This is a genomic window from Empedobacter sp. UBA3239, from assembly GCF_002362875.1.
Lineage (GTDB): Bacteria > Bacteroidota > Bacteroidia > Flavobacteriales > Weeksellaceae > Empedobacter > Empedobacter falsenii_B.
On sequence record NZ_DEVJ01000068.1, the window covers coordinates 1 to 20,691 of the forward strand.

Annotated in this window: 16 protein-coding genes, 4 tRNA genes and 1 pseudogene; 15 read left to right on the plus strand and 6 right to left on the minus strand. The window is 32.6% G+C overall.

Translation table 11 applies throughout. The features are described from left to right. Positions 1-196: 196 nt before the first annotated feature. The 10 genes and pseudogenes from dnaE to B4G36_RS10350 all read left to right on the plus strand — a co-directional run bounded on the left by dnaE (position 197) and on the right by B4G36_RS10350 (position 8,088). A complete protein-coding gene (dnaE, locus tag B4G36_RS10300) occupies positions 197-4,597 on the plus strand; it encodes a DNA polymerase III subunit alpha (protein WP_291063834.1) in 4,401 nt (1,466 codons plus the stop codon). A gap of 109 nt (positions 4,598-4,706) precedes the next feature. Further along, positions 4,707-5,024: a thioredoxin gene (gene trxA, locus B4G36_RS10305; protein WP_038331009.1), complete on the plus strand. Its 318-nt coding sequence runs from the start codon at positions 4,707-4,709 to the stop codon at positions 5,022-5,024. A 127-nt stretch (positions 5,025-5,151) separates the two neighbouring features. Next, positions 5,152-5,225: transfer RNA gene (locus B4G36_RS10310), tRNA-Asp, on the plus strand. Positions 5,226-5,268: 43 nt separating this feature from the next. Beyond that, a tRNA-Asp gene (locus B4G36_RS10315) sits at positions 5,269-5,342 on the plus strand. Between the two features lie 48 nt (positions 5,343-5,390). Continuing rightward, positions 5,391-5,464: transfer RNA gene (locus B4G36_RS10320), tRNA-Asp, on the plus strand. A gap of 57 nt (positions 5,465-5,521) precedes the next feature. Next, positions 5,522-5,598: transfer RNA gene (locus tag B4G36_RS10325), tRNA-Asp, on the plus strand. A 93-nt stretch (positions 5,599-5,691) separates the two neighbouring features. Next, entirely contained in the window at positions 5,692-6,099 is a 408-nt protein-coding gene (locus B4G36_RS10330) for an NUDIX hydrolase (RefSeq protein ID WP_286495123.1), read from the plus strand. A 233-nt stretch (positions 6,100-6,332) separates the two neighbouring features. Then, positions 6,333-6,759 (plus strand): annotated as a pseudogene (locus B4G36_RS14030) (RNA polymerase sigma factor). Then, the gene (locus tag B4G36_RS10345) at positions 6,749-7,339 is read left to right on the plus strand and encodes a hypothetical protein (RefSeq protein WP_291063840.1); all 591 of its coding nucleotides are present in this window, start codon (positions 6,749-6,751) and stop codon (positions 7,337-7,339) included. Before B4G36_RS14030 ends, B4G36_RS10345 begins: the two are co-directional and overlap by 11 nt. A gap of 122 nt (positions 7,340-7,461) precedes the next feature. Continuing rightward, complete coding sequence (locus B4G36_RS10350) at positions 7,462-8,088, plus strand: hypothetical protein (RefSeq protein ID WP_286501053.1); 627 nt, start codon at positions 7,462-7,464, stop codon at positions 8,086-8,088. Positions 8,089-8,109: 21 nt separating this feature from the next. On the opposite strand, the gene B4G36_RS10355 is transcribed toward B4G36_RS10350, so the two are convergent. After that, positions 8,110-8,685 carry a hypothetical protein gene (locus tag B4G36_RS10355; protein WP_291063843.1) on the minus strand — a complete coding sequence of 192 codons (576 nt, stop codon included), beginning with the start codon at positions 8,683-8,685 and terminating at the stop codon, positions 8,110-8,112. A gap of 144 nt (positions 8,686-8,829) precedes the next feature. Between B4G36_RS10355 and B4G36_RS10360 the strand changes: the two genes are divergently transcribed. Next, a complete protein-coding gene (locus B4G36_RS10360) occupies positions 8,830-9,540 on the plus strand; it encodes a hypothetical protein (protein WP_291063845.1) in 711 nt (236 codons plus the stop codon). Positions 9,541-9,626: 86 nt separating this feature from the next. Here B4G36_RS10360 and ahcY read toward each other — a convergent pair whose 3' ends face one another. Next, entirely contained in the window at positions 9,627-10,940 is a 1,314-nt protein-coding gene (ahcY, locus tag B4G36_RS10365; protein WP_280049878.1) for an adenosylhomocysteinase, read from the minus strand. A gap of 74 nt (positions 10,941-11,014) precedes the next feature. Between ahcY and B4G36_RS10370 the strand changes: the two genes are divergently transcribed. The 4 genes from B4G36_RS10370 (at position 11,015) to B4G36_RS10385 (ending at position 13,961) form a co-directional block, all read left to right on the plus strand. Continuing rightward, on the plus strand, positions 11,015-11,644 hold the full coding sequence (locus tag B4G36_RS10370; RefSeq protein WP_291063847.1) for a 4'-phosphopantetheinyl transferase family protein: 630 nt from the start codon (positions 11,015-11,017) through the stop codon (positions 11,642-11,644). 74 nt (positions 11,645-11,718) lie between these two features. Further along, positions 11,719-12,402, plus strand: a complete 684-nt coding sequence (gene pnuC, locus B4G36_RS10375) for a nicotinamide riboside transporter PnuC (RefSeq protein ID WP_291063849.1) — start codon at positions 11,719-11,721, stop codon at positions 12,400-12,402. Positions 12,403-12,469: 67 nt separating this feature from the next. After that, entirely contained in the window at positions 12,470-13,174 is a 705-nt protein-coding gene (locus tag B4G36_RS10380; RefSeq protein ID WP_052217477.1) for a Bax inhibitor-1/YccA family protein, read from the plus strand. A gap of 70 nt (positions 13,175-13,244) precedes the next feature. Then, positions 13,245-13,961 carry a TIGR00730 family Rossman fold protein gene (locus B4G36_RS10385; RefSeq protein ID WP_219033784.1) on the plus strand — a complete coding sequence of 239 codons (717 nt, stop codon included), beginning with the start codon at positions 13,245-13,247 and terminating at the stop codon, positions 13,959-13,961. A gap of 54 nt (positions 13,962-14,015) precedes the next feature. Here the strand turns inward: B4G36_RS10385 and B4G36_RS10390 are convergent, their stop codons facing one another. The 4 genes from B4G36_RS10390 to B4G36_RS10405 form a co-directional block, all read right to left on the minus strand. Further along, entirely contained in the window at positions 14,016-14,786 is a 771-nt protein-coding gene (locus B4G36_RS10390) for a sialidase family protein (RefSeq protein ID WP_312193585.1), read from the minus strand. Between the two features lie 354 nt (positions 14,787-15,140). After that, positions 15,141-17,945, minus strand: coding sequence for an alpha-amylase family glycosyl hydrolase (locus B4G36_RS10395; RefSeq protein WP_291063851.1), 2,805 nt, complete (start codon positions 17,943-17,945; stop codon positions 15,141-15,143). A gap of 88 nt (positions 17,946-18,033) precedes the next feature. After that, positions 18,034-19,062 carry a SusE domain-containing protein gene (locus B4G36_RS10400; protein ID WP_291063853.1) on the minus strand — a complete coding sequence of 343 codons (1,029 nt, stop codon included), beginning with the start codon at positions 19,060-19,062 and terminating at the stop codon, positions 18,034-18,036. 1 nt (position 19,063) lies between these two features. Beyond that, the gene (locus tag B4G36_RS10405) at positions 19,064-20,689 is read right to left on the minus strand and encodes a RagB/SusD family nutrient uptake outer membrane protein (protein WP_291063855.1); all 1,626 of its coding nucleotides are present in this window, start codon (positions 20,687-20,689) and stop codon (positions 19,064-19,066) included. Positions 20,690-20,691 lie beyond the last annotated feature (2 nt).

A 20,691-nucleotide genomic window follows, 5' to 3' on the forward strand; every position in this document is an offset into this window, starting at 1 on the left:
AAATTCAGGGGGATATCCAGTTCAACGAAATAGAAAGACAAAATAATCAAAAGTGGTATTGTAATAGTATAAACGTAAAACATATTGGATATATATCTTTTAATAAAATTACATTTCATATAATAACTTTCTTAACTTATCTTAAGAAAATCTTCTCCTAAGATTTCGTAAATTTACAGATTCAAACGAAAACTCAATGTACTTAATATACGATACAGAGACAACTGGTCTTCCGAAAGATTGGAATGCGCCGATTTCTGACTCCGACAACTGGCCGCGTTGTATACAAATAGCATGGCAATTGCACGATGAAATGGGACAAATTATTGAACATCAAGATTATTTGGTTCGACCAGATGGTTTTGATATTCCGTATGATTCTGAGCGTATTCACGGAATTTCGACTGATTTGGCTACCGAAAAAGGTGTTCCATTAAAAGAAGTTTTAGATAAATTCAACGAAGTTTTAGGTAAAGCTAAATTCATTGTTGGACAAAATTTAGGGTTCGATATTAACATTATGGGAGCCGAATTTTATCGTCTGAATTATGAAAATAATTTAGCCGAAAAACCTGTTTTGGATACCTGTACCGAGGTGACTGCCGAGTTATTGAAACTTCCTGGAGGTCGTGGAGGTCGTTACAAATTACCAACGTTAACAGAATTACATCAATATCTTTTTGGTGTTCCATTTGGCGAAGCGCATAATGCAACTGCTGATGTGGAGGCAACTACGCGTTGTTTTTTCGAGTTGATTCGTAAAGGTATTTTTACTAAAAACGAGTTAGAAGTTGAAGACGAATATTTTGTTCGATTTAATGCAATTAATGAAACTAATATTCAACCAGTTGGACTGAATCACGTTAATCTTAAAAAAGCTTCGCAAGAAATTGCGAAAGCAAAATTCAAAGAAGAAGGAGGTGATGAGGTTATTGATATTTCGGAAGAAGTTTTAGCACAATTCGAGAAAGCAAAATTTGCACATTTACATAATCACACACAATTTTCAATTCTTCAATCGACTATTTCTGTAAACGATTTGGTGAGTGCTGCGGCAAAAAATAAAATGACTGCAGTTGCAATTACCGATCATGGAAATATGATGGGAGCTTTTCATTTTAATGCAGAAGTACAAAATCATAATAAAGCTGCAAAAGTAAAGAATGAAGAGTTAATTGCTGACGGAGCAGAACCAACAGAAGTTATCATAAAACCTATTATTGGTTCCGAATTCTTTGTTTGTGAAAATCATTTAGACAAAACAAAAAAGGATAATGGCTATCAAATTGTAATTTTTGCAAAGAACAAAAATGGTTATCATCATTTAGCAAAAATGGCATCGAAGGCTTATACTGATGGGTTTTACTACGTGCCTCGAATTGATAAAGCGATTATTGAAGAATATAAAGAAGATTTAATTGTTTTGTCTGGAAACTTACAAGGTGAAGTTCCAAACAAAATTTTGAATCTTGGTGAAAAGCAAGCCGAAGAAGCTTTACTTTGGTGGAAAGAGCAGTTTGGTGATGATTTTTACATCGAATTGATGCGCCACGGACAAGAAGATGAAGATCGTGTTAATCAGACTTTGATTGCATTTGCGCGTAAACACAATGTAAAAGTTGTTGCGACAAATAATACGTATTATATCAATCAAGACGATTCGAATGCACACGATATTTTGTTGTGTGTGCGCGATGCAGAAAAACAATCAACGCCAATTGGTCGTGGTCGTGGATTCCGTTTTGGTTTGCCAAATCAAGAATATTATTTTAAGTCGGAAGCAGAAATGAAACAATTGTTTCAAGACATTCCCGAAGCAATTATTAATATTCAAGAAATTGTTGATAAAATAGAAGAATACACGCTTTATCGAGATGTATTACTTCCAAAATTTGATATTCCCGAAGAATTTCATCACGCAGAAGATGATGAAGATGGAGGGAAAAGAGGTGAGAATGCTTATTTAAAACATTTAACCTACGAAGGTGCAAAAATTCGTTATCCAGAATTGACAGACGAAATTAAAGAACGTTTGGATTTCGAATTAGCCACAATTGAAAAAACAGGTTATCCTGGTTATTTCTTGATTGTACAAGATTTCATCGCAGCAGCGCGTAAAATGGGCGTATCGGTTGGACCAGGTCGTGGTTCGGCGGCAGGATCAGCAGTTGCTTATTGTTTATGGATTACCAATTTAGATCCGATAAAATACGATTTACTTTTTGAGCGATTCCTAAATCCTGATCGTGTATCTATGCCCGATATCGATATCGACTTTGATGACGAAGGTCGATCGTTGGTAATGGATTATGTGATTGATAAATATGGAGCAAATCAAGTAGCGCAAATCATCACTTATGGTACAATGGCGGCGAAATCTTCGATTAAAGATACGGCGCGTGTATTGGATTTACCATTGTTTGATGCGAACCGTGTTGCAGGTTTGATTCCGAATATGAAGTTATCTAAAATCTTCAATTTAGATGAAGCTGCATTAAAAGGAGCCTTAAAACCAGAAGAGTTTGATGCTGTAAGCGAATTAAAACGTTTATCGAATGGAGACGATTTAGCTGCGGAAACTATTCAGCAAGCAAAAATCTTAGAAGGTTCTGTTCGTAACACGGGAATTCACGCGTGTGGGGTAATTATTACGCCAGATGATATTACGAATTTCGTACCTGTAACAACAGCTAAAGATTCAGATTTATATGTAACGCAGTTTGATAACTCGGTTGCAGAAAGTGCCGGATTATTGAAGATGGACTTTTTGGGGTTGAAAACCTTAACCTTGATTAAAGATACCATCAAATTAGTAAAAGCGAGAACAGGAATCGAAATCAATCCGGATGAAATTCCGATTGACGACGAAAAAACATACGAGCTTTTCCAGCGTGGCGAAACGGTTGGGGTTTTCCAATACGAGTCACCCGGAATGCAAAAATACATGAAGGATTTACGTCCGACAGTTTTCGCGGATTTAATTGCCATGAATGCCCTTTATCGTCCTGGTCCTATCGAATATATTCCGTCGTTCGTTCGCCGTAAAAATGGTGAAGAACCAATTCAGTACGATTTGGATGCGATGGAAGAATATTTATCAGAAACCTACGGAATTACGGTTTATCAGGAGCAAGTAATGTTGCTTTCGCAAAAATTAGCAGGTTTCTCGAAAGGTGATGCCGACGTTTTGCGTAAAGCAATGGGGAAAAAGCAAAAAGCTGTCTTGGATAAAATGAAACCAAAATTTGTTGCGCAAGCTTCAGAAAAAGGGCATGATCCTAAGATTTTAGAAAAAGTTTGGACAGACTGGGAAGCCTTTGCATCCTATGCCTTCAATAAATCGCACTCGACGTGTTATGCATGGGTAGCGTATCAAACAGCTTATCTGAAAGCACATTATCCAGCAGAATATATGGCGGCTGTTCTTTCAAATAATATGAATGATATCAAGCAAGTGACCTTCTTTATGGAAGAGTGTAAGCGAATGGGATTAGCTGTACTTGGACCAGATATCAACGAATCCATTACAAAATTTAATGTAAACGAAAATTACGAGATTCGTTTTGGAATGGGAGCTGTAAAAGGTGTTGGGCAAGCCGCAGTAAACTCGATAATTTCTGAACGTGAAGCAAATGGTCCGTTCAAAGATATTTACGATTTTGTAAAACGTGTCGAATTGAGAACGGTGAACAAAAAAACAATCGAAAATTTAGTTTTGGCTGGAGGTTTTGATTCGTTCGAATTTCATCGTGGACGTTATTTTTTTATCGATAATACAACGACGAATCTGGAAAAATTAATCAAATATGGAGGAAATTATCAGGAGCAAAAAAACTCTTCTCAAACTTCTTTATTTGGTGATTTTGGAGGAGATTCTGTTGTAGAAGATGTGGTTCCGATGTTGCCAGATTGTGAGAAATGGAATATGTTACAACGTTTGTCGAAAGAGAAAGAAGTTGTTGGAATTTATATTTCTTCGCATCCTTTGGATGATTTCAAACATGAGTTGAAAATGGCTTCAAATTGTAGTATTTCTGATATCAATGCGAATGAAGATAATTTTGTCAACAAAGAAGTTTCAATTTGTGGAATGATGTCAAATATCCAACATAGAATTGCCAAAAATGGAAACGAATTTGGTATTTTTACGTTTAGTGATTACACCGATTCGATGGATATCATGGTTTTTGGGAGTGATTATATGAAATATAGACACTTTATGCAGGAAAATATGTTCTTGAATTTGAAATTGAATATCTCGAAAAAAGAATTCAAAGACAAAGAAGGAAATGTAACGCAAGGACGTGTGTATAAAAACATCACAAATATTTTGTTGTTGAATGAAATTGTGGAGAAACAAGCCGAAAAAATGACGGTTAAAATTGAAGTTCCAGAATTTTCGCAAGAAACATTTAGCAAATTATCAGATATTATGTTCAAATATCAAGGAGATAAATTATTAAAAATTCAATTAATTGATCCAAAAGATAATTTGAATAACTTAGATTTACCAGCAAGTAAAATCAAAATTAATATTTGCCGAGATTTGTTGAAAGAATTAGATGAATTGCAGGAAATTACATTCAAACTGAATTAATTATTCGTTTCATCTATCCAATAATTGATAGATAATATGAACGAAATTTTTCAACAATAAAATTTTATGTAGATTTGTAAACTTAAGATTAGATAAAAAATATAAGATTATGGCATTAGAAGTAACAGACGCATCATTTGCATCAGATATTATAGAGTCAGGAAAACCAGCAATGGTTGATTTTTGGGCTGTTTGGTGTGGTCCTTGTAGAATGGTTGGTCCAGTTGTGGAAGAGCTTGCTACAGAATATCAAGGAAAAGCAGTTATTGGTAAAGTTGATGTAGACACAAACCAAGAAGTTGCTGCGAAATATGGAATCCGCAACATTCCTACAATTTTATTCTTCAAAGACGGAGAAGTAGTAGACAAAGTTGTTGGAGTTGTTCCAAAAGAGCAATTAGTAGAAAAATTAAACGCGATTTTATAATAAATTAAATCGCTGATTTTGAAATAAAAGAATCTCGGATGCAAAATTTCCGAGATTTTTTTTGAAAAAAGTTTAGGTTTTATCAGAAAACCGCCTATATTTGCAATCCGAAATCGATACAGATTTTGATCCGGTAGTTCAGTTGGTTAGAATACTTGCCTGTCACGCAAGTGGTCGCGGGTTCGAGTCCCGTCCGGATCGCAAAAAGTTCGTTCTTTTACACAATATATTTTTTATAATTTCTGATCCGGTAGTTCAGTTGGTTAGAATACTTGCCTGTCACGCAAGTGGTCGCGGGTTCGAGTCCCGTCCGGATCGCAATTTTTTATAAAAATTCATAAAAAATATATCAATTTATAATTTTCTGATCCGGTAGTTCAGTTGGTTAGAATACTTGCCTGTCACGCAAGTGGTCGCGGGTTCGAGTCCCGTCCGGATCGCATCTATTTCTTTTTCTATTTTAGTGCGATCGAAAATTATAAATAAAAAAACAGACTGATCCGGTAGTTCAGTTGGTTAGAATACTTGCCTGTCACGCAAGTGGTCGCGGGTTCGAGTCCCGTCCGGATCGCCAACTTTTATAAGCTTCACTTATTGTGAGGCTTTTTTTTGCTCCAAACTTTTTATTTTTGCATAACGCATAACGCATAACGCATAACGCATAACAATGAATCATATTTATTTGGTGAATGCCTTGGTTACAGATGAAACGGGTAGAATGTTAGCTGTACGAAAAAAGAAATCGAAATTTTTTCAGATGGTTGGAGGAAAACGAGAACAAGATGAAGAATTATTAACCACACTTCGACGCGAATTTTTAGAAGAGATTAATGTTGATATTCTACAGCACGATGTTTCATTTTTAGGACAACATACTTCTATTGCCGTTAATGAAGTTAATACCGAAGTTTATGCAAATGTATTTCATGTTAAATTAAAATCATTAGAAACGCTTAAAATCGCTTCTGAGATAGAAGAAATGGCGTGGATAACGAAAGAAAACTACAAAGAATTTCAATTGGCTCATTTATTAGAAGAATTCAGTTTACCGATTTGGTTAGAAATGGAGTTTTAATTTTTTTTTTCAAAATTTTTGTAACGTTTTTACTTTATGTTTACTTACTAATAAACACTAAATAATTAAGCGATGAAATCTATTTTGGAAATAACAGTTGAAAATAATGTTATCATAATAGACGATGAACAAGTTGCGTTGAAAAAAATAAAGTAACGATTTTGGAAGCTAAACAAACCTTTTTTTTAGAATTAATCGATCAACACAAAGAGATTTTACACAAAATCGCTAAGATGTATATGGATAATTCTGAAGATCAAAATGATTTGATACAAGAGATTGTTTTGCAACTATGGAAATCTTTTGATCGTTTCGAAGGTAAATCTCAATTTTCAACTTGGATGTATCGCGTTTCGTTGAACACGGCGTTAACTTATTTTAGAAAAGAAAAAAGCAGATCGTCATACTTTTTTAGAAAATATTGATCAAGTAGATGAGATGGATTTTGGTGAAAAAGAAACACAACTCGAATTGTTTTATAAAGCAGTTCATGAATTGAATAAAGTAGAAAAAGCGTTGATTTTTCTGTTTTTGGAAGGACAAAATCACAAAGAAATTGGCTCTAATCTTGGAATTACAGAAGGAAATGCACGTGTGAAATTGAACAGAACGAAAGAAAAAATACAAATCATCATAAAAAAATACGGTTATGAATTTTGATGAATTACAAAAACAATGGGACAATCAATCTTCAGATGAAGTTAAAATTGATCCAAATCTTGAGTTTAATCAAGAAGCAAATACCATTATTGATAAAGTACGAAAAACCTTGAAGAAAGAGTTTTATTATCAATTATCAGGATTAATATTCTTGTTTTTCATGCCTTTTTTATTTGATGCGAATAGTCAATTAGTTTGGTGGGTTTTATTATGTGTGTCAGCAACATTTTTAGTTCCTTTTTATTATATTTTCAATTTTTATAAACGTTCTTATCATTTGGAATATAATTCGTTAAAAAATATAAATTGGTTTTATTATAATTACAAATCATCGATAGATATTTACAGTATTTATTCGTACATCATCTATATTTTAGTATTGATGTTGATAGGAATTTCTTATATGCAAAATGATAAATTTCTAAAATTTGAAAATGAATTTTATTTCTTTCTATACGTTTTTTTGACATTATTAGCGTATTCAGTAGTCTGTGTTTGGATGTTGAAATGGTGGATAAAAAAGTTTTACAAGAAAAATTTAGAAGAATTAGAAAATATACTAAATCAATTAGAAAAGTAACCAAAAGTTACTCTTCTTTTGTTAATGTAATGCGTTAAACTTTAACATGTCATTGTGTAACCTTTGTGAATTTTGAACATCTATATTTTATAAAATTGATAAATGATTTAAAAACCAAATAGATGACAAAAATTTACTTTCTTTTTTTATGTTTTATAACGTTTGCAAATGCACAAGATTATAAAAAAGATACGATAGAATTACATGAAACGATTTTGTATGATAAAAGCAAATTTCGATTAAAACGTGTTGGTTCGGATACCAAGACGAAATCAATTTTAATCGGATTAACGGCAGATATTAATTTTAGTAAAGATTCACTCCCTAAGTTTACCAAAGAATTTGCAATTCCAATAAATGCGCCTAAAAAAGAATTCACTTTTCAACGTATTAATTTCAATTTTAGCAATAGTTTGAAATTAGATTCTATTCTTTTGAAAGTTGATTTAACGGCAATGAATAATGGGAAACCAGCTCAATCAATTTTAGAAAAACCTTTTGAAGTTGTTGTAAAAAAAGAATATCAACAGAATGATGTCTTTTCGATGGATTTACGTGATTTGAATATTAAATATCAAGATGATTTTTTCATCAAAGTAGAATTATTAACAGAAGTTGAAAAGCCAATTTATTTTAGTGGAGCTTTGCTGGCTAAATGTTTATATAAAACGACTGATTCTGATGTGTGGATGAAAACACCATTAGGAATTACGCCTGCAATCAATGCTGATATTTTGATAAAAAGATAAAAGAGCTTTTCAGCTCTTTTATTATCGTGGTGTTCCCCAACCCCAAGGTGCTGGCGGAGTTTCAATTTCTTTTGTCAAGTCAAAATAGACATGGAATGGTGTTTTAGAGCCAGCTTTTTGCAAATTGTAACTAAACGTTTTATCATCTAAGGTAATCCACCAAATATTTGTCGAAGCATAATCTATTAACGTTGCAGTTTCTTGATCGGCAGGAAACATCTGAAAATCTTTGAAACCATAATTTGTATTTGTTCCTCCATAAAATGTAATCGTTTCTGAAGTTCCATTTTCGTGACGATGATCGTGTTTTAGCGTGATGACTCCATCTTTTTTAGTCAAAATCCACGTTCTCGAATAATTATCACCAACATTGAACGGAATTTTAATTTCGTTTGTAGAACAACTTTTTACATGCATTGTTAATTTTTTACCAGCAAAATCATCGCGCGTGATATGTTCGGGTAATTTGCCTTCGTAAGCTTTACCGCAATGTTTTTCGAGATTTTTCCAGAATATTTCTGAAGGTTTTTCGGTTTGTGCAAAAAGAGAAGAACAACCAATTAAAACGAATCCAAGTTGTAAACATTTTTTAATCATAATCAGTAATAAAATTATTCAATAATCTTTTAAAGATAATCTATTTAAAATAGAATATTTTTTTCTTTGATTAGATTATTAATGATTAACCATTTTTAAATGAAATAAATACTTATTTTAGAGTATAAATCCAAGTTCTAAAAAATGAAGAATATATTTTTGACAGTTTTTATCTTTTTGAGTAGTTTTTCTTTTGCGCAAGAGAAAACCTATCGATTTTTGTACGATTTTCATCAAGTTTATGAAACCAAGAATAAACAAACAGACATTTCTGCTGCTGTAAAAGAAGAATTGAATAAATCTTTTGAGTTAGAAGTTTTTGCGAATAAAAATCAATCTTTTATTAAGTTGATAGATGTTGTTAGAAATTCACAAGCAAATTTCTTTTTAGATATTAAACCAGAACCAAATTGGTTGTTAATTGACGAAGCGTCAAATTTGACTTATGAAAAAGCGACTAATCCAAACCAAAATTTTAAGTTTTTACAAGATTCAATTCAACGAATTCAAGTTCTACCTACAGGGCAAGAAAAAACTATTTTGGGAATTCGTGCGAAAGAATATAAAACTGAAACTGAGAAGTATGATTATACATTTTGGTTGGGTGATTTTGATGGAATTTCGGCAAGTCCAATTTATTTTCAGTTCAAAGATTTGGTTGTAGTAGAGTTAAAAATAATTTTCAAAGATGTTTTAGAAAACGGAAATAGAAGAGAAATAACGTATCAATTAAAAGATAAAAAAGAAGCGATATTTAATTTTAAAAAAAATATTCCTAAAAAATATACAACTAAAAAAGAGCTTGATAAATTGAATAGTGAAAATCAAGCCAATTCTGGTGTGGAAAAAGATTAACAAAAAAGCCCTCGCTTGTTCAGGGCGAGGGCATATAGTTAAGTGCTTTTTTCTTTTTTCAAATAAAAATTTCGAATTAAAATTAATTAATATCTATAATATTCTGGTTTAAATGGTCCTTCAACCGTTACACCAATGTATTCTGCTTGTTCTTGAGATAAAACTTCTAATTCTACTCCTAATTTAGCTAAATGCAATTCTGCAACTTTTTCATCTAAATGCTTAGGTAAAGTATATACTTCATTTTTGTAAGCTGATGAATTTGTCCACAATTCGATTTGAGCTAAAGTTTGGTTAGAGAAAGAGTTTGACATCACAAAAGAAGGGTGTCCTGTTGCACAACCTAAGTTAACTAAACGTCCTTCAGCCAAAATGATGATGTCATTTCCGTTGATGTTGTATTTGTCAACTTGTGGTTTAATTTCTTCTTTCGTGTTTCCGTAGTTTCCGTTTAACCAAGCCATATCGATTTCGTTATCGAAGTGACCAATGTTACACACAACTACTTTGTCTTTCATTTTCTCGAAATGCTCAGCACGTACAATTCCAAAGTTACCAGTAGTCGTAATTACGATATCAGCGTTTGCAACCACTGTATCTAATTTTTTTACTTCGTAACCTTCCATAGATGCTTGTAAAGCACAAATAGGGTCGATTTCAGTTACTGTAACAATTGCTCCAGCACCGCGGAAAGAAGCCGCTGTACCTTTACCAACATCACCATATCCACAAACTACAACACGTTTACCAGCGATCATCAAGTCAGTAGCACGTTTGATAGCATCTACTGCAGATTCGCGACATCCATATTTGTTGTCGAATTTAGATTTTGTTACAGAATCATTTACGTTAATTGCAGGCATAGGCAATGTACCTTTCTCCATTCTTTCATAAAGACGGTGTACACCCGTAGTTGTTTCTTCTGATAATCCTTTAATTTCAGCAACCAATTCTGGGTAACGATCAATCACCATATTCGTTAAGTCTCCACCATCATCCAGAATCATGTTTAATGGTTTGCGATCTTCTCCGAAGAATAATGTTTGCTCGATACACCAATCGAATTCCTCTTCGTTCATCCCTTTCCAAGCATACACAGGAATCCCAGCAGCAGCAATTGCAGCAGCAGCGTGATCTTGTGTAGAGAAAATATTACATGACGACCATGTAACATCAGCTCCTAAAGCAACTAACGTTTCGATTAATACTGCAGTTTGGATTGTCATGTGTAGACAACCTGCAATGCGAGCACCTTTCAAAGGTTGAGCAGCTTTATACTCTTCACGGATAGCCATTAACCCAGGCATTTCTGCCTCAGCCAACGTAATTTCCTTTCTTCCCCACTCAGCTAAAGAAATATCTTTAACTTTGTATGGAATGTATTGCGTTTTTGTATCCATCAATTGATATATTTAACTAACTTTTTTTTAAAGTTTATAAGGAACAAATTTACAAACAAATTTCGATTAATAAAATGCCCGTTATCGATTATATTAACGATTTTAAACATACCCGCATTATTACGTGGAATGTAACAGAATCGAATGAAGAATTGTTAGAATATCTTCATTTAGAGGATTATAGGATGGAAAAATATAATAATCTTCGACCTAAACAGGCCAGAGAATATCTTGGTTTGCGCGCTTGTCTAAAGAAATTGGACTTGGATTATGATGTAAATTATGACGAAAGAGGAAAACCTTTTTTACCTACAAATAAAGAAATTTCCATCACACATTCCTATGGATTGGTTTCTGTTGGCGTGAGCGAATATAATATTGGGATAGATATTGAATTGTCTCGACCAAGAAAAATTTTGAACATCAAACATAAATTTGCCCGTCCAGATGAAATAGCTTGGATACCTCAAGAACATGAAACTGAATATTTGCATGTAATTTGGGGAATGAAAGAAGGTTTGTACAAATTGAATGGTGGAAATCTTTGGAATTTTCTGAATCATTATCGTGCAGAAGAATTTGAATTGATAGAGAATAAACAATTTATTTGTTGGATTTCGGATGATGTGAAATCTCGTAAATATCATGCATTCTATAAAATGATTGGTGAATATTATTTGGTTTGGGTGTTGGATTATGAATAGATTGAAGTTAGAAATTATAATTACGAATTTAGATTTACGATTTAGAATGAATTATTTTAACTCACAACTTAAGAATGAACGATTTTATTGATTATATCCTTGCGCCTTACAAAACCTATTCTAAGTTGAATATCTTGCTCGAAACGATAGCAACTTTTTTCGGAATTATTTCAGTTTATTATACCTACAAACGCAATATTTGGGTTTATCCAACTACAATTATTTCAACATTTATTTTCATTTATTTATTTTTTAATTGGGGATTATATGGTGAAACAATTATTAATGTTTACTATACTTCAATGGCGATTTATGGTTGGATTTTGTGGCAAAAAAATCTCGAAGCAGATCATAAACATGTCGATGTTTCGTGGGCAACGAAGAAAGAATATCTGTACGCAACTTTACTTTTCGCGTTGAGTTTTATCTTTATTTTGACGATTTATTATTTTCGTCCAGTTATTCAAAATGGTTTTGATTTCAGTTTTATCAACCAATGTAAATTACATTATTCTAAAATTGATTTTGTAGACGCCTCGACAACCGCTATTTTTTTGATTGGAATGTGGATGATGGCGCGACGAAAAATTGATAACTGGTATTTCTGGATTATCGGTGATTTAATCATGATTCCATTAATGATTTACAAAGGAGCAGTTATCACTTCTGTGCAATATATTGTCTTATTGATTTTATCATTTATCGGATTAATCGATTGGATAAAATCAGTAAAAAACTCCCAAAAAATAGTGAGCTAAGAAATAATTTAAAATTAGTATTTTAGCCTTATAAATTGAATTTGAAAAACCTATAAAAATTACGAATATGGAAAATCAACACGTATATCAACAAAACCAATTGGTTGCAGAGGCAACGAGTGTAGAAAGGGCAAATTTCTATAAACATACTTACGGACACGTTGCTGGAGGAGTTTTGGTATTTGTTTTAATCGAATCTTTGATGTTAAAATCAGAAGCATTAGTAAGCTTTATGTTAAGTTTAACTTCTGGATATCTTTGGCTTATTTTATTAGCAGGTTTCATGGGAATTACATGGGTTGCACAAAAAATGGCGTACGGATCGATTTCAAAATCTAAACAATATTTAGGCTACTTTTTATATATAGTTGCTGAAGCTTTAATTTTTGTACCAATGCTTTACATCGCATTGTATTATGGCGGAACTTATGTGATAAAACAAGCAGCTGTAGTAACAGGTGGATTATTTGTAGGATTATCAGCTATTGTATTTTTAACAAAAGCAGATTTCTCTATTTTACGAGGAGCATTAACTATAGGATTTTTCTTAGCAATTGGATTGATTATTGCAGGAATGTTATTCGGGTTCGATCTAGGATTATGGTTCTCAGTTGGAATGTGCGCCTTAGCTGGTGGAGCAATTTTGTACAACACTCACCAATTAAAATATGAGTTCGGAACACAACAATATGTTGCAGCTGCATTGTCGTTATTTGCTTCATTAATGTTATTGTTTTGGTATATTTTGAGAATTTTTATGAGTAGAGATTAATCATTAAGAAACAATAAATTTGTATATTGAACCGTAGCATTTTTGTTGCGGTTTTTTTATTTAAAATACTATGACAGATAAAGAAAAAGAAGACGATAGAATACAATCTCCGTTTCGACCAAAAGATTGGAACGAGATTAGAATAAATGATTCTTGGGCGTTGTTCAAGATTATGGCAGAGTTTGTAAATGGTTACGAAGTAATGTCTAAAATAGGACCTTGCGTGTCTATTTTTGGTTCGGCACGTACTTCTCCAGATCATCCATATTATGCATTAGCAGAGGACATTGCGTATCGATTAACGCAAATAGGTTTTGGTGTAATTACTGGTGGAGGTCCGGCAATTATGGAAGCTGCAAACAAAGGAGCGCAAAAGGGTGGAGGAACTTCTGTTGGATTGGGAATTACATTGCCTTTCGAAACAGACTTGAACAAATATATCGACCGTGAATATGAAATTAATTTCGATTATTTCTTTGCACGAAAAGTAATGTTTGTGAAATATTCACAAGGATTTATCGGAATGCCAGGAGGTTTTGGGACGTTAGATGAATTGTTTGAGTCGATGACATTGGTACAAACGAAGAAAACAGGACGTTTCCCAATTGTGTTAGTTGGAACTGAATATTGGTCAGGTTTAATTGATTGGATCAAAGAAACAGTTTTGAGAGAAGGTTATATTTCTGAGAAAGATTTGGATCTTTTCCGTTTGGTTGATACAGCAGAAGAAGCAGTTGCTCACATCGAGAATTTCTACGAAAAATATAATATTAAGCTTAATTTTTAAGCAACAAAAAACCTCATCATTTGATGAGGTTTTTTTATATTTTTATGATTGAATTTATTTTAAATCAACTACTTCAAAAAACATATCTTGGTAATCATCAGCTTCATAAAAAATACCAACTTTATTTTTTGATATATTCGTTAAAACGGAATAAGCCGAAGAATTTGGTTCAATAGTTTTGATAAAATTCCATGTTTTCGCTTGATCTTTACTTACTTTCAATCCCAGATTTTGACGATCTTTTGAATCATGCAAATTACTAAACACAATATTTTTTCCTAAAACTAATGTCGATGCATTACAAATTGGATCAATTAATTGTTCTTCCATTTTAGAAACCCACGTTTTTCCTTGATCTTTCGAGATAAATATTTTACGGAAACCAGCATTTTGAACGCGCGCATTTAACATCCAATCTTTGTTCGGAAGTTGTACAATTTTTGTTTCGTCAGCTTTTTCTGCAACACTCGAAATTCGTTCCCACGTTTTTCCATGATCTTTACTTCCGAATACGTAAACACCGTCTTTCAATCGAACCAATGTATTCAAAATCCAACCTTCTTTTGTGTATGCGCCACGACCAGAAGTAATGAATTTAAAATCTTTTTTCCATTCCGTTGGCGTAATTTGGTCCGTAATATCAACAGGTTTTGACCACGTTTCTCCATTGTCAGCACTTTTTACAAAATGTAATCGAAATTCATTTTTCGCAATTTTATGATTCATGTAATTGTAAAAAAGATAAATTTCTTTTGTCTTTTCATCCAAAACCATTGATACATCAGAAGCAGATTCTTGATCTGGAAAATCGATAACTCGCTTGATTGCTGACTATGTTTTTCCCTTGTCATCACTTTTCCTAATCACAATATTGATATTAGGATTGTAAAGTAAATCGCCACAATTTGGAACACGCTCGTCGATTGCCGCAATCAATATTCCTTTTGCTGATGTAATGATACTCTGAATGCGATAACATTTGACATCCGATTGATTTTTGATTGTAAATAAAACTTGTTTGTTGGTTTGGGCAAATCCCAGCGTATAAGCGAAGGAAAAAATGGCAAGTAGAATTTTTCTTTTTTGTCATGGTGTAAATTAACCGACAAGTTATTGATTTTTCAACGATTTGTGAAAATGAAAAGCCATCAAAACGAATTTTAATGGCTTTTTTTAAAATTAATTTTTAATCAGTTTCGCCGACGATTTTCGATTTTTAGCTTCAATGTCAAGAATGTAAATACCTTTTGGTAATTCTTTGATGTTAAATTGATGTATTGCTGAAAATTTTCCTGAAAATTCTTTGACCAACTTTCCTGATAAATCATAAATTTTTACTTTTTCTGAATTAATATTTAATGAAAAAGAGGAAGAAACTGGATTTGGAGTTACAGAGATTTTTTCTGAATTAACCTCAATATTATCTGTTGATAAATTTGCTTTTGCATTCCCGAAAATTCTAAATTCACCTGGATTTAGATTAACTGTAAATGATGAATTTGTATTGGTGACATTCAGCGTTGTTTCGTCCATCAAATTGTACCAATTTCCTGTAAATGGAAAAAGTGGCGCAATTGCTTGAGTGCTTGTTGTGAAGTTTGCAATAACAATTACCTCATATAAATCAGACGACGATAATAAATTATTTGTAATCTGAATACGCGGTTTTAAATCTCCAGATGTAATTGTATAATTATCAGTTTCGAAAACTTTGTTGTTTAATTTAAGACCAATAATTTTTGACCAAACTTCATAAACAGATTTTCTATCGGCATTTGTTAAGTAACCAATTTCGCTTGGAATAGGTTTTGGATTGGTGCGACATCCGTCATTATTTGTTCCATCTTCGCAATGATTGATCGAATAATCATATCCTAATTCTCCAAATTGCCACAACATTTTAGGACCAGGAATCGTAAATAGAACGGCACCTAAAGCTTTTTGTCTTTCTAAAGAAGTTTTTAAATCTTTTACATTATAAGTTCCTGATGATGCACCATATTGTAAATTCTTGTACATCATTCTTTCTTCATCATGACTTTCTGCGTAGGCAACCAAATGTTTTTTCGTAAAACCTTTTACAGTATGCTTCAACCAATCAAAGTTACTATCCGAAGCATATCCCATTGTATTTTGATTAAAATTATTAGTCGCTTTACCCCAAAGCATAATTCCTTTACCTTCGTTAATGCGATAATTCGCCCATTCTGTTTCCTCTTGTGCTGAACCATTATTTCCTAAATGTTCAAAAATGATGTAGGAATTCGGATCAATTGTCCATTGCATATCTGCATATTTTTTTAAAATTGCTACACGATCAGCCTGATATCCGTTTGTACAAGTTTCATCAGAAGGTGTACAATTTTGTGTAAATCCTTTTGTTAAATCCCATCTAAATCCATCAATTTTGAACTCTTCAATCCAATGTTTTAATGTACGTTGTACATAATTTTGAGTTGGTGTTAATTGATGATTTAAATCGTATCCAACATTGTAACTATGTTTTGAGGTTTGATTAACATAAGGATTTGTAGTAGTTGGTTCTCCAAAACCATCATTGTCGGGATCATTCATCCACATTCTAACCAACGGAGATCGACCATAAACATGATTTAAAGCAACATCTAAAATGATTGAAATTCCATTTTGATGACACAAATCGATGAACTCTTTCATTTTATCTGCTGGTCCATAAGCTTTATCCAAAGCAAGATGATAAGCTGTATTATAACCCCAAGAAATATTTCCTTCAAACTCCATTACGGGCATAACTTCGATTGCGTTGATGTTTAATTTTTTGAAATAATCAAAATCATCAATTAAAGATTGCCATGTTTTTGTCGAATTGAAATCACGAATTAATAATTCGTAAATCATCAAATTCTCTTTATTTGGGCGATTGAAATTTGAAACTTTCCAATTGTATTTTGCTTGATTTGTTTGTAAAACCGAAACTTCAAATTGTTGTCCAGTAGGATATACAGGCATATTTGGGTAAGTTGCTGCGGTAATATACGGATCATCATAAGGCGATAAGACTAATGTTGAATAAGGATCTGCAGTTTTGATTCCATCACTTGTACGATATTGAAACGTATAGATTTCACTTGCTTTAAGATTAGATAATTCAATCCAATATAAATCCTTGTTAGTAGTATCTCGATTCATCACATATTGATCAGAAAGTTGCCAATTATTGAAACTTCCGATTACATGAATGAACTCTTTTTGTGGAGCGTATAAAACCAAATATGCTTTTGTAAAATCATTATTCAAATAATTAATTCCTTCATGTAAATTAGATGGAATGGCTACATCTTTAACCGTTGGTTTGATATTAACTGTAAAAGATTTGCTTATTGTTTGACCATTAAAAGTAGCACTCAACGTGTAATTCTGATTTTGTGAAATGGTATAATTTTTATCAAAAGATGTTGAATTATTTAATGCATCAATTTGAGTTCCGTTAGCAGATAATGTCCAATTAGCAGATTTTGTAGCTATCGCTTTGATGTTAAAACTTGATCCTGAAGAAACATTTGTAATTGAATTTTCGAGCGGATTAGTTAAAGTAACTTTGAAAGAACCTACCGAAATAGAAAGATCCGTAGTTTGTTGTTTTCCATCTGCACTTCTAAAAACAACATCTATTGCTGTAATATTTTTAGAAGTATCAACTCCATAGAATTGATAAATAGATGTAGGGATTTCTAATTTGTAGGTTGATCCAGAAACGAAAGTTAATTTGGGTTGAGTGGTATTATTTCCCCAACTTTCAATTATATTTTCCCATTGTTTTCCATCAATAGTTACGCCTGTATGCGCATAAATATCTCCTGAATAATTGGCAAGACCTGTTCCTGTTTTATCGAAGTTTATTACAACTGCTTGGTTTGCTTCGGGTGGTGAAGGAGTTGTTGTAATTTGTGCTTTGGTAAAAGATATTACCATTAAAAGCATTAAAATAGATAGAATGTTTTTCATGTTTTGTGTAGTTTTAGAAAAAAGCCATTAAAAAACGTAATTGAATTTTAATGGCTTTTAAAAAATTATTTGTTGATGAGAAAAAATTTTATTGAGCTTCTACTGTATAAGTTTTCTTGTTGAAATTAGCTGTGATTTTATATTTCCCAGCTTTTATTTTGATGTTAGCACCTCCTTCTTTTAAAGTACCTTCTGTATCAGCACCTCCAAAGTTAACAGCGTAACTAGGATCATTATTTAAACGGAATTTAAATTCTCCATCTTTTAATGTTGTAGTAATAGTCCAAGCATCTAAATTACCATCATAAGAAAGTTTTTCGTCTGGACCATCCCATCCGTTTGCTGTAGCGTCACCTACTAATCCCCAAGAATAGTTATCTAATTTATAAGTTAGATTTGTTAAGTCCATAGTTATTTTGTAAGTACCAGCTTCTACTGCGATGTTTTTACCTCCTTTTTCAAGCTTACCATTAGATCCACCATAATCTAACTCCCATTTGTTGTCTTGACGGAATTTGATTTCACCAGCTTTTAAATCTGTATACGCTACAAATACATTTGTAACATCAGTTTTCCAAAACGGAACGTCCGGTCCGTCCCAACCGTTAGGAGCTGCAGAACCAACAACACCCCAATTTGTAGATAAATCTGTTGGATATGGCGTTATTTTTAATATATTGACATTAGAAATTAACTGTTGAGAACCAGGAGTACCAACTGTAGAAACAATACGATATTCTATTTCTCCTTCTTTAAAAGGTTCTAATCCTAAAGCAATAACGGCTAAATTCAATTCTTTTACTGTAACATCAGCTGTTAATGTTGAAGTTGAAGTAAGAACTTGATGATTTTCAAAATTATCTCCTTTTACATCAATTTGTAATTCATATTTAGGAGGAGTATTTGTTCCATAATTTGCGGCACTCCAATTAAACGTCATTGCTGTATTTGCAGCATTTTCTTCTAATAATTTAATTGTTGATGAAGCAGGTGTTTCTACTTTCGGTGCAACAAAATTTGAGGGATCTAATTTGATGATATCTTCATCATCGTTACATGCGCTTAAGGCAAAAATACTCGCACAAGCTAACGAAATATATTTTATAAAATTTTTCATCTTAGTAACCTGGGTTTTGAGTTAAATTTTTGTTGATTGTAATTACATTAAATGGAATTGGATAAAGGCTTCTTGTTGCATCTACAGAAGTTCCGTTTTGAACGCCCCCTTTCCAAGGCCAATTGTAATTATTTGTAAACTTACTGAAACGAATTAAATCCGTTCTACGTGTTCCTTCCCAATACAATTCTCTTGATCTTTCAGCTAAAATGAAATCTAAGTTTAATTGTCCGTCAGTAATATTACCTGATGTATTTCCGTATGCACGAGTTCTTAATTGATTAACTAAATTCAATGCAGTTGCACGATCACCACCAGTTCCTCCACGTAAAACAGCTTCAGCATAGTTTAAATAGATTTCAGCTAAACGAATTACAGGAACATCAGTATCAGCAAATACAGCAGAAGGATCATTTCCTGCTGTTCCATTTGATTTTATATTAGAGAATTTCTGAACTGCATATCCTTGAGCAAAAGTACTTACACTTTCAATTTCATAACTTTGTCCATCTGTAAAAAACATTGCACGCTTATCTTTCCATGCGATAGGATTCCCTTCGGAATTAGTTTCCGAAATAGAGTTTGAGAACTGGTTAACTAATGCTTTTGTTGAACGAATACCTCCCCAGCCTTCATTAACACCATAATTATCATGTTGCATTTTTCCTCCAATAGCTGCTTTAATCAAAAATGTTGAGCCTCCATATGTTTTAGAATAATTTCCATCAAAATTTAAAACAAAAATAGCCTCTTCTTGTGCACCATTTGTATCATTGTCTCCAAGAAATAATTCATCATATGCAGAGCCATTTTTGTTAACATCATTTGTGTTAATTTTATAACCAGATTGTATTACCTGATTAGAATATGTGATGGCTTCTGTGTATTTTGCTTGACCAATCCAAGTTTCTGCATTTAAATATAAACGAGATAACAAGGCTTGTGCAGCTGTTTTATCTACTCGACTATATTCATTTGAGCGACTATTTGCTAAGTCATTATCAATTGCTTTTAACTCAGACTCGATGAAAGAAAATATTTCTTGACGATTACTCTGTGTTGGTAATTCTGATGTAATTTCTGTTACCAATGGTACGTTTCCATAAAAGTCCATTAAACTATAATAAGCATATGCTCTAATAAAACGTGCTTCAGCAATATATTGCTTAACTTCTTCAGATGTTTGAGCTAACGTTTCAGCATTCTTAATGTAGGAATTTGAGAATGAAACGGTTTGGGCTAATCTGTAATACATAGCCTCAACAAATGGGTTACTTGCACTCCAAGATATTGCATGCATATCTGGAACACCAACATCTCCCCAACCAATAATGGCTTCGTCTGTAGGTAAAACATTTACATTAAATAATAAACGTGTATATTGAGAAGCTCCTTCATCTATCCCTGAAATATCACTATCTCCATCTGGACCTTTTTGACCAGTTAAAGCTAAAGAAGCGTACACTTTTGCTAAACCAGATTTAGCAGTTGCTGGATCCTTAAAAACATCAAACTGTGTAAAAATATCTGGATCATTTGGTTTTAAATCCAAATCATCTTGACACGAAGAAATAGAGAATGCAAAAATTGCAGTTAATAAATATGTTGAAATTTTAAATTTTTTCATTG

Coding starts and splice junctions, on each gene's coding strand:
- dnaE (WP_291063834.1), top strand. CDS start 197: ATGTACTTAATATACGATACAGAGACAACTGGTCTTCCGAAAGATTGG.
- trxA (WP_038331009.1), top strand. CDS start 4,707: ATGGCATTAGAAGTAACAGACGCATCATTTGCATCAGATATTATAGAG.
- B4G36_RS10330 (WP_286495123.1), top strand. CDS start 5,692: ATGAATCATATTTATTTGGTGAATGCCTTGGTTACAGATGAAACGGGT.
- B4G36_RS10345 (WP_291063840.1), top strand. CDS start 6,749: ATGAATTTTGATGAATTACAAAAACAATGGGACAATCAATCTTCAGAT.
- B4G36_RS10350 (WP_286501053.1), top strand. CDS start 7,462: ATGACAAAAATTTACTTTCTTTTTTTATGTTTTATAACGTTTGCAAAT.
- B4G36_RS10355 (WP_291063843.1), bottom strand. CDS start 8,685: ATGATTAAAAAATGTTTACAACTTGGATTCGTTTTAATTGGTTGTTCT.
- B4G36_RS10360 (WP_291063845.1), top strand. CDS start 8,830: ATGAAGAATATATTTTTGACAGTTTTTATCTTTTTGAGTAGTTTTTCT.
- ahcY (WP_280049878.1), bottom strand. CDS start 10,940: ATGGATACAAAAACGCAATACATTCCATACAAAGTTAAAGATATTTCT.
- B4G36_RS10370 (WP_291063847.1), top strand. CDS start 11,015: ATGCCCGTTATCGATTATATTAACGATTTTAAACATACCCGCATTATT.
- pnuC (WP_291063849.1), top strand. CDS start 11,719: ATGAACGATTTTATTGATTATATCCTTGCGCCTTACAAAACCTATTCT.
- B4G36_RS10380 (WP_052217477.1), top strand. CDS start 12,470: ATGGAAAATCAACACGTATATCAACAAAACCAATTGGTTGCAGAGGCA.
- B4G36_RS10385 (WP_219033784.1), top strand. CDS start 13,245: ATGACAGATAAAGAAAAAGAAGACGATAGAATACAATCTCCGTTTCGA.
- B4G36_RS10395 (WP_291063851.1), bottom strand. CDS start 17,945: ATGAAAAACATTCTATCTATTTTAATGCTTTTAATGGTAATATCTTTT.
- B4G36_RS10400 (WP_291063853.1), bottom strand. CDS start 19,062: ATGAAAAATTTTATAAAATATATTTCGTTAGCTTGTGCGAGTATTTTT.
- B4G36_RS10405 (WP_291063855.1), bottom strand. CDS start 20,689: ATGAAAAAATTTAAAATTTCAACATATTTATTAACTGCAATTTTTGCA.